Raw genomic sequence first — 14,100 nt, 5'->3', positions numbered from 1 at the left:
CAAAAAAGCCGATGAAAGATCGCTCTTTCATCGGCCTTGCTCAAACACCGTCGCCGCCCGAGTTTTTGCAGGCCAGGGCGGCGGCGGCTGCAAATTCTGTGGGCGCGCCACAGGTGCTGTCAACGCACCGGGCGGGCCCTTGCTTGACTCTTCAATGGGATGCCCTTCATGACTCGGCCCGGTGCCAAGCGCGCGAATGAGATGCTGGCTGCACTCACCGCCTATAAAAGCGCCTTCTTCAACATCGGCCTGTTCTCGGCGGTGATCAACCTGCTGATGCTGGCCCCGGCGCTGTACATGTTGCAGGTGTACGACCGCGTATTGGCCTCGGGCAACCAGATGACCCTGCTGATGCTGACGCTGATGATCCTCGGCCTGTTCGGCTTGATGGGCGCGCTGGAGTGGGTGCGCAGTCAGGTGGTGATTCGCCTCGGTACGCAGATGGACATGCGTTTGAACCAACGTGTATTCGACGCGGCCTATGAAGCACAGCTCCAGGGTGGCACCCAGGCGGCGGGCCAGGCCCTGCACGACCTGACCACCTTGCGCCAGTTCGCCACCGGCCAGGCGTTGTTCGCCTTTTTCGATGCGCCGTGGTTTCCGGTGTACCTGCTGGTGATCTTCCTGTTCCACCCCTGGCTGGGCCTGCTGGCATTGGCTGGCGCGTTGCTGCTGATCGCATTGGCCTGGGCTAATCATTATGTCAGCCAGGCACCGATGGCCCTGGCCAGCCAACTGTCGATCAGCGCCAGCCAGCAGGCCACGGCCAACCTGCGCAACGCCGACACCATTGAAGCCATGGGCATGCTCGCCACCTTGCGCGGGCGTTGGTTCAGCCAGCACCAGGCGTTTCTGGTGCAGCAGAACCTGGCGAGTGAAAAGACTGCGGTGGTCACCGCGTGGTCCAAGGGCGTGCGCCTGACCCTGCAATCATTGGTGCTGGGCTTGGGCGCCTGGTTGGCGGTCAACGGCGACATAACGCCGGGGATGATGATTGCCGGGTCGATCCTGATGGGCCGTGTGCTGAGCCCCATCGACCAGTTGATCGGCGTGTGGAAACAATGGGGTTCGGCGCGCCTGGCCTATGAGCGCTTGTCGCTGATGCTGCAGGACAACCCGGCGCGACCGGCGCGCATGAGCCTGCCCGTGCCCAAGGGCCAGGTGAGCGTGGAGCAGATCAGCGCGTGCGCCCCTGGCAGCCGCCGGCCTGCCCTGGCTAACCTGGGTTTCAGCCTGCCGGCCGGGGATGTACTGGGTGTTATCGGCCCGTCGGGGTGCGGCAAGTCCACCCTGGCCCGAGTGCTGGTGGGGGCCTGGGCACCCTTGGCCGGCAAGGTGCGCCTTGATGGCGCCGACCTGGCCCTGTGGGACAAGCAACAACTCGGCCCGCATATCGGTTACCTGCCCCAGGACATCCAGTTATTCGCCGGCAGCATCGCGCAGAACATCGCGCGTTTTGAAGCGGTGGAGGCCGACACCGTCCTCGCCGCTGCGCAAATGGCCGGCGTGCATGAATTGATTCTGCAACTGCCCCAGGGCTACGACACGCAACTGGGGGAGGGCGGCGCGGGCTTGTCCGGCGGGCAAAAGCAACGGGTGGCCCTGGCCCGTGCGCTGTATGGGTTACCGGCACTGATCGTGCTGGACGAACCGAACGCCAACCTCGACGAAGTGGGCGAGCAGGCGTTGTTGCAGGCCATTGCCCAGCTCAAGCAGCAACGCCGCACCTTGATCCTGATTACCCACAAACCCAACGTGCTGAGCCTCACCGACCAGTTGCTGATCCTCAAGGACGGCCAGATGCAGGCCTTCGGCCCCACGGCGCGAGTGCTGGAGGCGCGGCAAAAAACTGCGGCAAACAAACCGGTCTCGACCATGAGCATGAGCTACCGCCTCGGTGCAGGAAAACCCGCATGAGCCAGAGCAAGCCCATTTTGGTCAGTGACACCTCCAACGTGCTGGCGCTGGATGACAAAAAATACTCGCGCCTGGGTTGGTGGCTGGTGCTCGGCGGCTTTGCCGGGTTCCTCGGCTGGGCGGCATTGGCTCCGCTGGACAAGGGCGTGGCGGTGCCGGGCAAGGTCATGGTGTCGGGGCATCGCAAGACGGTGCAACACCCGGCGGGCGGGATCGTCGAGCGTATCCAGGTGCGTGACGGTGACCGGGTCAGCGCCGGCCAGGTGCTGTTACGTTTGAAGCAAACCCCATTGCGCGGGCAGATGCAGTCACTGCGCAGCCAATACCTGGCGTCGCTGGCCAGCGAAGCGCGCTTGAATGCTGAGAGTGAAGGCCTGGCGACCATCGACTTTGCGCCCCAGTTGCTGGCCGATCCTGAGGCCGCCAGCACCTTGAGCCTGCAACGCCAGTTGTTCCACAGCCGCGCCCAGGCGCTGGCCACCGAGCAGGCAGGCTTGCGTGAAACCATCGCCGGCGTTGAGGCGCAACTGCGGGGGACGCGGGATTCCCAGGCGAGCAAAGTGCAGCAGCGGGCGGCGTTGACTGAGCAACTGCAAGGCCTGCGCGAGTTGGCGCGCGAGGGTTATATCCCGCGCAATCGCCTGCTCGACAGCGAGCGGCTGTACGCACAAATCGACGGAGCCATCGCTGAGGATTTTGGCCGTATCGGCCAGTTGCAGCGCCAGGTACTGGAACTGCGCCTGCGCATCCGCCAGCTCGGCGAGGACTTTCAGAAAGACCTGCGCAGCCAGTTGGCCGAGACCCGCACCCGCAGCGACGATTTGCGCAATCGCCTGGCCTCTGCCGAATTCGAACTGGCCAACAGCCTGGTCCGCGCACCGGCGTCTGGCGTGGTGGTGGGGTTGCAGGTGTACACCGAAGGCGGGGTGATCCAGCCCGGCCAGGCGCTGATGGACATCGTGCCCGAAGGCGAGCCACTGCTGGTGGAAGCACGGGTGCCGGTGCAGATGATCGACAAGGTGCACCCGGGTTTGCCGGTTGAATTGATGTTTTCGGCGTTCAACCAGTCCACCACGCCACGGGTGGCGGGCGAAGTCACCTTGGTCTCGGCCGATCGCCAGGTGGATGAGCGCACCGATGAGCCGTATTACACGCTACGGGCCCAGGTCAGCGCGGCGGGCATGCAGCAACTGGACGGCGTGCAGATCCGCCCGGGCATGCCGGTGGAAACCTTCGTCAAGACCGGTGAGCGTTCGATGCTCAACTACCTGTTCAAACCCTTGCTGGATCGCACCCATATGGCCCTGGTGGAAGAATGAAGGCGTTGTTGTTCACCCTCTGTTTAAGCTGTACACCGGCGGCGCACGCCCTGGGGTTGTTGGATGTGTATGACTTGGCGCTGCGCAACGATCCAACCTTTCAAGCGGCGATTCAGGCGCGGGAGGCCGGGCAAGAAAACCGCGTGATCGGTCGGGCGGCGCTGCTGCCGAACCTGTCATGGAGCTACAACAACTCGCGCAATGAGTCCGAAGTCACCCAGAGCACGGCGCTGGGTAACGTCACCAGCGACCGCAATTACCGCAGCTACGCCGCGGCCCTGACCTTGCAGCAACCGCTGCTCGATTACGAAGCCTATGCGCGTTTTCGCCAAGGCACCGCCCAGGCGTTGATGGCCGATGAGCGTTTTCGCGGCAAGAGCCAGGAGCTGGCCGTGCGGGTGCTGGGCGCCTACAGCCAGGCTTTGCTGGCACAAGAACGCATCGAATTGAGCCGTGCCCAGAAACGAGCGTTTGCCGAGCGCCTGCAGCTCAATGACCGTCTGCTCAAAGGCGGTGAAGGCACGCGTACCGATGTGCTCGAAACCCAGGCGCGACTGAGCCTGGCCCAGGCCGAAGAGATCGAAGCCGTGGATGCCCAGGACAGTGCCTTGCGTGAGTTGGAAGCCATTGTCGGCCAGCCGCTGCAAATCGAAGAACTGGCGCCCCTGGCGCGCCCATTTGAGATCGCGCCGCTTGAGCCCAACCGATTCGAAACCTGGCGTGAACTGGCCATGGCCAACAACCCTGAACTCAAGTCCCAGCACCACGCGCTCGACGTGGCCTCTTATGAAGTGGAACGCAAGCGCGCCGGGCACTTGCCCAAGGTCAGCCTGTACGCGACCAGCCGCAAGACCCATTCCGATTCAGAAAGCAGCTACAACCAGAAGTACGACACCAACAGCGTCGGCATCCAGGTCAGCCTGCCGCTGTTTGCCGGTGGCTCGGTCTCGGCCTCCACCCGTCAGGCGGCCAACCAACTGTCCCAGGCCCAATACGAGCTGGACGCGCAAACCGCTGCCACGTTGGTGGAGTTGCGCAAGCAATTCAACCTCAACACCAGCGGCGCGGCCAAGGTGCGGGCCTATGAAATGGCAGTCAGGTCCGCCACGGCACTGGTCACCGCCACCCAGAAAAGCGTCAGTGGCGGCGAGCGGGTCAACCTCGACGTTCTCGACGCCGAACAACAACTGTTCACCGCCCGGCGTGACCTGGCCAATGCCCGGCATGCCTACCTGCTGGCGCGCATTCAGTTGAAGTATTACGCGGGGTTGCTGAGCGAGCAGGACTTGCGGGCACTGGCCGGGTATTTCCAACCCTCGGCATGAGTGGTTACAACCCGGCATTCGCCGGGTTTTTTGTGGTGACTAATCTGTGAAACAGCTTCGGGAATAGGAGCCGGTTGTCGGGTGGCAGAGGGAAATTGTTACCTGGCGGAAAATAACCTAACGGATGGGTTACGATGAGGGTAGGTGCTTACAAAGGCTATGTCATTTCGGTGTTTTTCAGGGATGAGCATTGCCCGCCCCATGTGCATGTCAGGGGCAAGGGATGGGATGCACGGTTTCGTTTCAGTTTCCTGGATGGGGAAGTTGAGTTGTGGGACGTAGAGCCTGAACGGAGGCGGCCACCCCTAGCACTTCTGAAAGAGATACGCGGGGCGATCATGCAGCGGCACTACTTGGCACGGGCACGCAGGATTTGGTGGGAAAAACTGCAGACGGTTTGCCTGGAGAATCATTCCTGGAATTGGGACGCTGGCGAGTTGGTCGCGGGGTTGGTCATTCGACAAGGTGTCTACGTCATCGCGAGCGCCAGGCACGACGTCGTAGCGCAACGGACAATTTTGAATCTGGTAAGAGCGCCAGATTGCGTGGGGATTAATTTATGAAAATCATAAAAGCCAAAGTCACACCTTATGTACCTCTCACTGAAGCCGACGTTGACAAGGCAATCGCCCGTGGGCGCAAGTTGAAACGTCTGTACGCCAACGCCAGCAACGTGCGTTATGAAAACGACAGCCTCTCCATTGGCTTCAGCGATGGCAGCCGCGTCGTGTTGCCGGTGGCTGGCCTGCCGGAGTTCGAAGGGTTTTCAGCGCAGGATTTCCAGCAGTTGGAAGTGACGTTCGGTGGCAAGGCGATTAGCTGTGAGGCGCAGGACCTGGATGTTTCCATCACAGGGTTGATCGCTACAAGCCAGCCGCTGATGGACCTGGCAACCAGCCTGGTGGCATCGCGCAATGGCCGCAAAAGCAGCGCGGCTAAAACCGCAGCGGCTCGCGCCAATGGCAAGAAGGGTGGCCGGCCACGCAAGGAAGTACCGGATACCCCAGATACAACAGACACTTGAATAAACGGTAGGAGCGAGCTTGCTCGCGAAAAACCCACAGGCACCGCGTTCCTCCAGGAAGCACGCGTTATCGTTGACGTTTTTCGCAAGCAAGCTCGCGCCTACCTTGCAGGTTTATCGGCGGGTCAGCAACACACCCGATTCCATATGGTGCGTCCACGGGAACTGGTCAAACATTGCACACTGGGTGATCCGGTGCGTGTCGTGCAGTTGCGCGATGTTCGCTGCCAGCGTCTCCGGGTTGCAGGAGATGTACAGGATATTGTCGAAGCGCCGGGTCAGCTCGCAGGTGTCCGGGTCCATGCCAGCGCGGGGCGGGTCGACGAAGACGCTACCGAACGCGTAGCTTTTCAGGTCGATGCCGTGCAGGCGGCGGAACGGGCGCACTTCATTCAGGGCTTGGGTGAGTTCTTCGGCGGAGAGGCGCACCAGGGTGACGTTATCCACGCCATTTTCATCCAGGTTGCTCAGGGCCGCATTCACCGAGGTCTTGCTGATCTCGGTGGCCAGGACCTTGCGCACGCGTGTCGCCAGCGGCAGGGTGAAGTTGCCGTTGCCGCAATACAGCTCCAGCAAATCGTCCGGGCGGTCGCCCAGGGCTTCATAGGCCCAGTTGAGCATCTTCTGGTTCACCGTGCCGTTGGGCTGGGTGAACGCGCCTTCGGGTTGGCGGTAGCTGAAGGTGCGGCCACCGACGTCAAGTTTCTCCACCACGTAGTCATGGCCGATCACGTCGCGCTTGCCCTTGGAGCGGCCGATGATGCTTACATTCAGCTCAGCGGCCAGTTTGTTTGCGGCGGTGTGCCAGTGCTCATCCAGCGGGCGGTGATAACACAGGGTGATCATCGCGTCGCCGGCCAGGGTGGTGAGGAACTCCACCTGGAACAGCTTGTGGCTCAGGGCAGCGCTGGCTTGCCAGGCGGCCTTGAGTTGCGGCATCAACTGGTTGATGCGCTGGCTGGCGATGGGGAATTCTTCGATGAGGATCGGCGTGCGCTTGTCCTCCTGGGAGAACATCGCGTAGTGGCGCTCGCCGCCTTCGCGCCACAGGCGGAACTCCGCACGCAGGCGAAAGTGCTGCAGCGGCGAGTCGAAGACCTGCGGCTCGGGCGCGTCGAACGGTGCCAGCAGGTCACGCAGGCGCGTGACCTTGTCTTGCAGTTGAGCGGTGTAGCTTGCGGCGTCAAAAGTCATGCGTTGAACCAGCCCAGCTTGATCACAAACAGGATCGACAGGATCACCAGCGCCGGGTTCAGCTCACGGTAGCGGCCCGAAAGCAGCTTGATGGCGGTCCAGGCGATGAAACCGAAGGCGATGCCGTTGGCAATGGAGTAAGTGAAGGGCATCGCCAGGGCGGTGATCACCACCGGCGCTGCCACCGTAATGTCGTCCCAGTCGATTTCGGCCAGGCCTTGGCTCATCAACACCGCCACAAACAGCAAGGCTGGCGCGGTGGCGTAGGCCGGTACGCTGGCGGCCAGTGGCGAGAAGAACAGCGCCAGCAAAAACAGGATCGCGACCACGATGGCGGTCAAGCCGGTACGGCCACCGGCGCTCACGCCTGCGGCCGATTCGATGTAGCTGGTGGTGGTCGAGGTACCCAGCAGGGAACCGGCCATGGCGGCGGTACTGTCGGCAATCAGCGCACGGCCCATTTTTGGCATATGGCCGTCCTTGCCCATCAGGCCGGCGCGCTTGGCGACGCCGATCAGGGTGCCGGAGTTGTCGAACAGGTCAACGAACAGGAAGGCGAAGATCACGCTGACCAGGCCGATGTCCAGCGCGCCCTTGATATCCAGCTGCAGGAAGGTCGGGGCCAGAGACGGCGGTACTGAAGTTACGCCGATGAACGGCGTGAAGCCCAGGACGATGGAGGCGACGGTCACCGCCAGGATGCCGATCAGCACTGCGCCGCGTACGGCCAGGGCTTCCAGCGCGACGATCAGCACGAAACCCAGGGTGGCCAGGATCGGTGCCGGTTGTTTCAGGTCGCCCAGGCCGACCATGGTGGCTGGGTTGCTCACCACGATACCGGCGTTATGCAGGGCGATCAGCGCCAGGAACAGGCCGATGCCGGCGGCAATCGCCGAGCGCAGGGGCAGGGGGATGGCGTTGATGATCCACTCACGAATGCGGAAGATCGACAGCAGGAAGAACAGCACCGCCGAAATGAACACCGCGCCCAGCGCCACCTGCCAGGTGTGGCCCATGTGCAGAACCACGGTGTAGGTGAAGAAGGCGTTGAGGCCCATGCCCGGTGCCAGGGCAATCGGGTAGTTGGCGATCAGGCCCATCACGGTCGAACCAATGGCCGCCGCCAGGCAGGTGGCGACAAACACCGCGCCCTTGTCCATGCCGGTCTCGCCGAGGATGCTCGGGTTCACGAACAGGATGTAGGCCATGGCCAGGAAGGTGGTGATCCCCGCGAGAATCTCGGTGCGCACATTGGTGTTGTGGGCTTTGAGTTGAAACAGCTTTTCCAGCATGCCGGCTCCCTGTGACGCTAGTGTGCGTCGTGATTTGTTGACCTCTAAGTCAAAGCACAAACTGCGCCAAGCGCTTGTGGATTCAGAGAGGATCGGAAAAAGCGGCGCATCATACCAGCAGCCGAGGCTGTGTGGCGCATGGGCTTGAGGCATACTGCGCCGACGTTCAACAGCCGGTCATCGACAGCATGAAAAAAGCCAACCCGTGGAGTCTAGCTCTGATCGCCAGTATCGGCCTGTGGCTGGGCGCGGCACCGGCATGGGGCGCGACTGCACCGGCCTTGAGCGAGGTGCGGGTGTTCAAGGTGGAATCGGCCAACTGCAGCGAAGCGATCCAGGAACGGGTCAACACCACCCAGATGTGCGAGCACCGCGGGCCCACCAAGGTCTCGGTGATGGAAGTCGGCCTGGGCAACAGCCCCATGGGCCGCTTCAACGGCGCCGAGTTGAATGGGCAACGCACAGCGGTGTGCCAGGTCGGCAACATCAGTGAGGCGTGCAGCGGCGTGGGCACCTTGATGGGCTACATCTATGTGTTCGACCTGAATGTCCAGGCCCAGGGCTGGTTCGAATTCACCAATACCTCGATCAACCCACCGCAAAACACCCTGAAAGCCCAGCTCAATATCCGCTGATCAATCATCTTGAACGCTCAAAAAACCGGGAAGTCGTACCCCTAAGACGGCGATTTTCCTGAACGCCGCGGACGTACACCAACCCGTGAGGTGTTTATGAGCGCGACCCCCAATGGCGCGGCGGCCCAGCCGTTCGTCGCCCACCCGATACGCCTGACACTCAACGGCCAGGCTCGCCAACTGAACGTGTTGCCCTGGACCACCTTGCTGGACTTGCTGCGCGAACAGTTGGACCTGGTAGGCAGCAAAAAAGGCTGCGACCACGGCCAGTGCGGCGCCTGCACCGTGTTGCGTGACGGCAAACGCGTGAATTCCTGCCTGACCCTGGCCGTGATGTGCGACGGCGCCGAATTGACCACCATCGAAGGCCTGGCCGACGGCGACCAGCTGCACCCCATGCAACAGGCCTTTATCCAGCACGACGCGTTCCAGTGCGGCTATTGCACCCCCGGCCAGATCTGTTCTGCCGTGGGCCTGGCCAATGAAGGCCGCGCCCACGACCGTGCGCAGATCCAGGAATTGATGAGCGGCAACCTGTGCCGCTGCGGCGCCTACAACAACATCCGCGATGCTATCGAAGACGCGCTGCCGGCCTGCCGTCGCCAGGGAGGTGAGTCATGAACCCCTTCCACTACAGCAGGCCGACCGATGTGCAGCAGGCCGTGCAGATGAGCAGCGCCGCCTCGCGCTTTATCGCCGGTGGCACCAACCTGCTGGACCTGATGAAAGAAAACATCAGCCATCCCGAGCACCTGATCGACATCACCGGCTTGCCGCTGCATGACATTCAAGAGACCGCCGAGGGTGGCCTGCGTATCGGTGCGCTGGTGAGCAACGCCGACCTGGCCTGGCACCCGCTGATCGAGCAGCGTTACCCGTTGCTGTCCCAGGCCATCCTCGCCGGGGCGTCGCCGCAGTTACGCAACATGGCCAGTACCGGCGGCAACCTGTTGCAGCGTACCCGTTGCTATTACTTCTACGACGCCGCGGTGCCGTGCAACAAGCGCCAGCCCGGCAGTGGCTGCCCGGCGCGCAACGGCTTGAACCGTATCCATGCGATCCTCGGCGCTAGTGAACAGTGCGTGGCCACCCATCCTTCGGACATGTGCGTGGCCCTGGCGGCGCTGGCGGCGCGGGTGCATGTAGAAGGACGCGGCGGCGCGCGGGTGATCGAGTTCGCCGACTTCCATCGCTTGCCAGGCGATGCGCCGCAACGTGACAACCAATTGGCCGACGATGAGCTGATCACCGCGATTGAACTGCCCGCCGATCATCTGGCCCGCCACAGCCACTACCTGAAGATCCGCGACCGTGCCTCCTATGCCTTCGCCCTGGTGTCGGTGGCTGCCGCCTTGGAACTGGACGGCGATGAAATCATCGACGCCCGCCTGGCCTTGGGCGGTGTGGCCCATAAACCCTGGCGTGACCGCGCAGTGGAAGCCTTGCTGATCGGCCGCACGGTCAGCCGCGAAACCTTCAGCGCCGCTGCCGACGCCCTGCTGCAAGACGCCGAACCGTTGGAACACAACGGCTTCAAGGTCAAGCTGGCCCGGCGCGCAATCATTCGTGCCCTGAGCGACGCCGCCGTCGCAGGAGAACAGCCATGAGCGCCATCGGCAAACCCCTGGACCGCGTCGACGGTCTGCTCAAGGTCACCGGCCAAGCGCGCTACGCCGGTGAATTTCCCGAGGACGGCCTGCTGCATGGTAGCGTGGTGTCGAGTTCGATCGCCAAAGGCCGGGTGCTGCGCATCGATGCGTCCAAGGCGTTGGCGCTGCCAGGTGTGGTGGACGTGATCCATCACCTCAATCGACCGAAAATCGCCAGCTATGACGAGGCGTTCGCCGATGCCGATGCGGCCGATGGCTCGCCTTTTCGCCCTTTGTATAACGACCGCGTGCTTTACAGCGGCCAGCCCCTGGCTTTGGTGATTGCCGATAACCTCGAACTGGCGCGGCACGCCGGCTCACTGGTGCAGATCGACTACGCGCCTGAAGCCTTCGAAACCGACCTGCTCACCCAGCAAGCGGCGGCGCACCCGTCGCCCCAGACCCCGCCCAAACCGCGAGGTAACTTCGAGGCTGAATGGGCCGGTGCCGCAATCAGTCTGGACTTGCACTACAGCACGCCCATCGAGCATCACAACCCGATGGAACCTCACGCCAGCACCGTGCTGTATCAGCCCGACGGCACCCTGCATATCCATGACAAGACCCAGGGCCCGCAGAACTGCCAGGCCTACGTGCAAAAAGTCTTCGGCCTGGACAAGCACCAGGTGCGCATCTTTGCTGCCTTTGTCGGGGGCGCCTTCGGTTCGGGCCTGCGCCCGCAATACCAATTGCCGCTCGCAGTGATGGCGGCCATGGCGCTCAAGCGCTCGGTGCGCGTTACCCTGACTCGTCAGCAGATGTTCACCTTCGGCTATCGCCCGCGCACCTTGCAGCGCTTGCAGATGGGCGCCGCCGCCAATGGGCGCTTGCTGGCGCTGGGGCATACCGCGATTGGCCAGACGTCGCGCTTCGAGGATTTCAGCGAGCACGTGGTGGAGTGGAGCGGCATGCTTTATCACTGCGACAACGTGCAACTGACCTACAAACTAGCGCCGTTGGATGTGTTTACCCCGCTGGATATGCGCGCCCCCGGCGCCGCACTAGGTGTGCTTGGCCTGGAGTGCGCCATGGACGAACTGGCCTGCGCCCTGGCCATCGACCCGGTGCAATTGCGCCTGATCAATTACGCCGAACGTAACCAGAACGAAGACAAACCCTGGTCGAGCAAGGCCCTGCGCGAGTGCTACAGCGAAGGCGCCGAACGCTTCGGCTGGAGCCAGCGCAACCCGGAACCGCGCAGCATGCGCGACGGCCGCCAGTTGATCGGCTGGGGCATGGCCGGCGGCGTGTGGGAAGCCATGCAGATGAAGGCCAGCGCCAAGGCCCACATCGATAGCAACGGCAAACTCACTGTCAGTAGTGCCACCACCGACATTGGCACCGGCACTTATACCGTGATGACCCAGATTGCCTCCCAGGCCAGTGGCGTGGCGATGGCCGATATCAGCTTTGTGCTGGGCGATTCGTCGTTGCCCACCGCGCCGTTGCAGGGCGGCTCGTTTACCGTCTCGTCCGTGGGCACTGCCGTGCAGCAAGCGTGTGAAGCGCTGAATGCCAAGTTGCTGGAGATCGCCCGGCAGACTTACCCGGTATTCAAGGAGGCCGAAGCGGTGCGGTTTGAAGACGGCCAGCTACACAGCGGTGACGTGAGCGTGTCGTTGGCGCAATTGGTCAAGGACAGCGGTGAAGAGGCCCTGGAGGTACAGGTCGACAGCCAGCCCGACAAGAAGCGCGAGGGTTATGCCAGCGCTACTCACTCGGCGGTGTTCGTCGAAGTGCGGGTCGACGAAGACCTGGGCACCATCAAGGTCAGCCGCGTGGTCAGCGCCATTGCCGCTGGACGCGTGGTCAACCCCAAGATGGCCCGCAGCCAGATCCTCGGCGGCGTGGTGTGGGGCATTGGCATGGCGCTGCATGAAGAGACCCAGGTCGACCATGAGCTGGGGCGCTACATGAACCACAGCCTGGCCGAGTACCACATCCCGGTGAACGCCGATATTGGCGAGATTGATGTGCTGTTTGTCGAAGAGCACGACGAGATCGTCAATGCACTCGGCTCCAAGGGCGTGGGGGAAATCGGCATTGTCGGGGTGGCGGCGGCGGTGGCGAATGCGGTTTACCATGCCACCGGCAAGCGGGTGCGGGAGTTTCCGATTACCTTGGATAAGGTCCTTTAAAATGTGGGAGCGGGCTTGCTCGCGAATGCGGTGGTTCAGTCAGTGATGTACTGAATGACACACTGCATTCGCGAGCAAGCCCGCTCCCACATTGACTGTATTCCAACATCAGGTATGGCGGTGACGCCTATAACTTGGCTTCTTCCACCGGCACATGCATGCGATCCCGGTTAGCCAGGGTCGGGAACAGCTTGATCCACACCCCGGTCACCACCAGCGTACCAACCCCGCCCATCACCACCGCAGGCACGGTGCCAAACCAGTGGGCGGTTATCCCGGATTCGAACTCGCCCAATTGATTGGACGCACCGATAAACAGGCCATTGACCGCACTCACCCGCCCGCGCATTTCATCTGGCGTTTCCAACTGCACGAACGACGCACGGATCACCATGCTGATCATGTCCGCCGCGCCCAATACCACCAGCACCGCCAGGGAAAACCAGAACGAGGTCGACAGGCCAAAGGCAATGGTTGCCACCCCAAACACGCCGACGGCGGTGAACATTACGCGGCCCACCTGGCGGTCCACCGAAAAGCGCGCCAGCCATAACGACATCAGCAAAGCGCCCACGGCCGGCGCCGACCGCAGCAGGCCCAGGCCCCAGGCGCCGGTCAGCAGGATGTCCTTGGCGAACACCGGCAACAGCGCAGTGGCGCCGCCCAGCAGCACGGCAAACAGGTCCAGGGAGATGGCGCCGAGAATGTCCGGGCGGCTGCGAATAAAACGAATGCCGGCCAGCAGCGAGTCCAGGGTGGCCTTGGCTTTGTTCAGCGGGGTCTGGCGTGCGGGCAGGTTAAGGGTCAGCACGCAGGCGATCAGGTACAGCGCCACAGTGGGGCCGTACACCCACACGCTGCCAAAGGCGTAGAGCAACCCCCCAACGGCCGGTGCGACGATGGTCGCCAGTTGCTGGGCCGATTGCGAAGCCGCCACGGCGCGGGGGAACAGCGCGCTGGGCACGATGCTCGGCAACAGCGCCTGGGTGGTGGGCATTTCAAATGAACGGGCGGCGCCCAACAGGAAGGCGAGGATAAAGATCATCTCGCGGGTTACGTTGCCGGTCAGGCCACCGATGGCCAGGGACAAGGCAATCAGCGCCTGCAAGGTCTGGCAGATGGCTGCGACCCGGCGGCGTTCATAGCGATCCGCCACGTGCCCGGTGTGCAGCATGAACAGCACGCGCGGCACGAATTCCACCAGGCCGACCAGGCCCAGGTCCAGCACATTGCCGGTCAGTTGGTAGAGGTTCCAGCCGATCGCCACGGTGAGCATCTGGAAACCGCTGGCGGTAAAGATCCGCGCCAGCCAGAACGCGATGAAAGGGCGGTGGTGACGTAACAGCAACGCAGGTTCACTGGGCATCGGCAATCAGGTCGGCAACGGGAGAAGGGCGAGATTAGCATCAAGCTGTAACAAATAGTTGCAAGAACTGAGCTGAGGCAAGCTGTCACGCGGCAAAAGACCACACAGTCCTACAGCAAAAATGGGACTACTCTTTCAACGATGCTTGATCCAGATCAAAACCTGCCCCGGGATTGTTCTGGTGGTCGAAAGGCCAGATTCCCCACGCGATGGGTAATAAAAGAAACGAATTGAAATTCGC

At 62.5% G+C, this 14,100-nt stretch carries 12 protein-coding genes; 9 read left to right on the top strand and 3 right to left on the bottom strand.

The genetic code is table 11. The features are described 5' to 3' along the window. Positions 1–168 precede the first annotated feature (168 nt). From ACWHXD_RS27240 to ACWHXD_RS27220, 5 genes are all read left to right on the top strand, one after another. A complete protein-coding gene (locus ACWHXD_RS27240; RefSeq protein WP_138761893.1) occupies positions 169–1,917 on the top strand; it encodes a type I secretion system permease/ATPase in 1,749 nt (582 codons plus the stop codon). Further along, entirely contained in the window at positions 1,914–3,236 is a 1,323-nt protein-coding gene (locus tag ACWHXD_RS27235) for an HlyD family type I secretion periplasmic adaptor subunit (RefSeq protein ID WP_032895216.1), read from the top strand. The genes ACWHXD_RS27240 and ACWHXD_RS27235 overlap by 4 nt, the downstream gene beginning before the upstream one ends. Beyond that, positions 3,233–4,561 carry a TolC family outer membrane protein gene (locus ACWHXD_RS27230; RefSeq protein ID WP_138761894.1) on the top strand — a complete coding sequence of 443 codons (1,329 nt, stop codon included), beginning with the start codon at positions 3,233–3,235 and terminating at the stop codon, positions 4,559–4,561. Before ACWHXD_RS27235 ends, ACWHXD_RS27230 begins: the two co-directional genes overlap by 4 nt. Before the next feature lie 134 nt (positions 4,562–4,695). Further along, positions 4,696–5,124: a DUF4160 domain-containing protein gene (locus ACWHXD_RS27225; protein WP_032895219.1), complete on the top strand. Its 429-nt coding sequence runs from the start codon at positions 4,696–4,698 to the stop codon at positions 5,122–5,124. After that, positions 5,121–5,585 carry a DUF2442 domain-containing protein gene (locus ACWHXD_RS27220; RefSeq protein WP_138761895.1) on the top strand — a complete coding sequence of 155 codons (465 nt, stop codon included), beginning with the start codon at positions 5,121–5,123 and terminating at the stop codon, positions 5,583–5,585. The genes ACWHXD_RS27225 and ACWHXD_RS27220 overlap by 4 nt, the downstream gene beginning before the upstream one ends. Positions 5,586–5,699: 114 nt before the next feature. Here ACWHXD_RS27220 and trmA read toward each other — a convergent pair whose 3' ends face one another. Both trmA and ACWHXD_RS27210 read right to left on the bottom strand, forming a co-directional pair. Next, positions 5,700–6,779 (bottom strand): tRNA (uridine(54)-C5)-methyltransferase TrmA, encoded by a 1,080-nt coding sequence (gene trmA, locus ACWHXD_RS27215; protein WP_138761896.1) that lies wholly within the window; start codon positions 6,777–6,779, stop codon positions 5,700–5,702. Beyond that, positions 6,776–8,071 (bottom strand): NCS2 family permease, encoded by a 1,296-nt coding sequence (locus ACWHXD_RS27210; RefSeq protein WP_003194342.1) that lies wholly within the window; start codon positions 8,069–8,071, stop codon positions 6,776–6,778. Before ACWHXD_RS27210 ends, trmA begins: the two co-directional genes overlap by 4 nt. 188 nt (positions 8,072–8,259) lie before the next feature. On the opposite strand from ACWHXD_RS27210, the gene ACWHXD_RS27205 reads away from it, so the two are divergent. From ACWHXD_RS27205 to ACWHXD_RS27190, 4 genes are all read left to right on the top strand, one after another. Next, complete coding sequence (locus ACWHXD_RS27205) at positions 8,260–8,706, top strand: DUF4879 domain-containing protein (RefSeq protein ID WP_138761897.1); 447 nt, start codon at positions 8,260–8,262, stop codon at positions 8,704–8,706. A gap of 96 nt (positions 8,707–8,802) precedes the next feature. Continuing rightward, positions 8,803–9,327 (top strand): (2Fe-2S)-binding protein, encoded by a 525-nt coding sequence (locus ACWHXD_RS27200; protein ID WP_138761898.1) that lies wholly within the window; start codon positions 8,803–8,805, stop codon positions 9,325–9,327. Next, on the top strand, positions 9,324–10,313 hold the full coding sequence (locus ACWHXD_RS27195) for an FAD binding domain-containing protein (RefSeq protein ID WP_020301733.1): 990 nt from the start codon (positions 9,324–9,326) through the stop codon (positions 10,311–10,313). Before ACWHXD_RS27200 ends, ACWHXD_RS27195 begins: the two co-directional genes overlap by 4 nt. Then, complete coding sequence (locus ACWHXD_RS27190) at positions 10,310–12,493, top strand: xanthine dehydrogenase family protein molybdopterin-binding subunit (RefSeq protein WP_138761899.1); 2,184 nt, start codon at positions 10,310–10,312, stop codon at positions 12,491–12,493. The genes ACWHXD_RS27195 and ACWHXD_RS27190 overlap by 4 nt, the downstream gene beginning before the upstream one ends. A gap of 127 nt (positions 12,494–12,620) precedes the next feature. On the opposite strand, the gene ACWHXD_RS27185 is transcribed toward ACWHXD_RS27190, so the two are convergent. Next, positions 12,621–13,859 carry an MFS transporter gene (locus ACWHXD_RS27185; RefSeq protein WP_056792022.1) on the bottom strand — a complete coding sequence of 413 codons (1,239 nt, stop codon included), beginning with the start codon at positions 13,857–13,859 and terminating at the stop codon, positions 12,621–12,623. Positions 13,860–14,100: the final 241 nt, after the last annotated feature.

This window comes from Pseudomonas fjordensis, assembly GCF_976987115.1.
This window is presented reverse-complemented; position numbering and strand designations above follow the sequence as displayed.

Coding starts and splice junctions, on each gene's coding strand:
- ACWHXD_RS27185 (WP_056792022.1), bottom strand. CDS start 13,859: ATGCCCAGTGAACCTGCGTTGCTGTTACGTCACCACCGCCCTTTCATC.
- ACWHXD_RS27240 (WP_138761893.1), top strand. CDS start 169: ATGACTCGGCCCGGTGCCAAGCGCGCGAATGAGATGCTGGCTGCACTC.
- ACWHXD_RS27200 (WP_138761898.1), top strand. CDS start 8,803: ATGAGCGCGACCCCCAATGGCGCGGCGGCCCAGCCGTTCGTCGCCCAC.
- ACWHXD_RS27205 (WP_138761897.1), top strand. CDS start 8,260: ATGAAAAAAGCCAACCCGTGGAGTCTAGCTCTGATCGCCAGTATCGGC.
- ACWHXD_RS27230 (WP_138761894.1), top strand. CDS start 3,233: ATGAAGGCGTTGTTGTTCACCCTCTGTTTAAGCTGTACACCGGCGGCG.
- ACWHXD_RS27195 (WP_020301733.1), top strand. CDS start 9,324: ATGAACCCCTTCCACTACAGCAGGCCGACCGATGTGCAGCAGGCCGTG.
- ACWHXD_RS27210 (WP_003194342.1), bottom strand. CDS start 8,071: ATGCTGGAAAAGCTGTTTCAACTCAAAGCCCACAACACCAATGTGCGC.
- trmA (WP_138761896.1), bottom strand. CDS start 6,779: ATGACTTTTGACGCCGCAAGCTACACCGCTCAACTGCAAGACAAGGTC.
- ACWHXD_RS27235 (WP_032895216.1), top strand. CDS start 1,914: ATGAGCCAGAGCAAGCCCATTTTGGTCAGTGACACCTCCAACGTGCTG.
- ACWHXD_RS27190 (WP_138761899.1), top strand. CDS start 10,310: ATGAGCGCCATCGGCAAACCCCTGGACCGCGTCGACGGTCTGCTCAAG.
- ACWHXD_RS27225 (WP_032895219.1), top strand. CDS start 4,696: ATGAGGGTAGGTGCTTACAAAGGCTATGTCATTTCGGTGTTTTTCAGG.
- ACWHXD_RS27220 (WP_138761895.1), top strand. CDS start 5,121: ATGAAAATCATAAAAGCCAAAGTCACACCTTATGTACCTCTCACTGAA.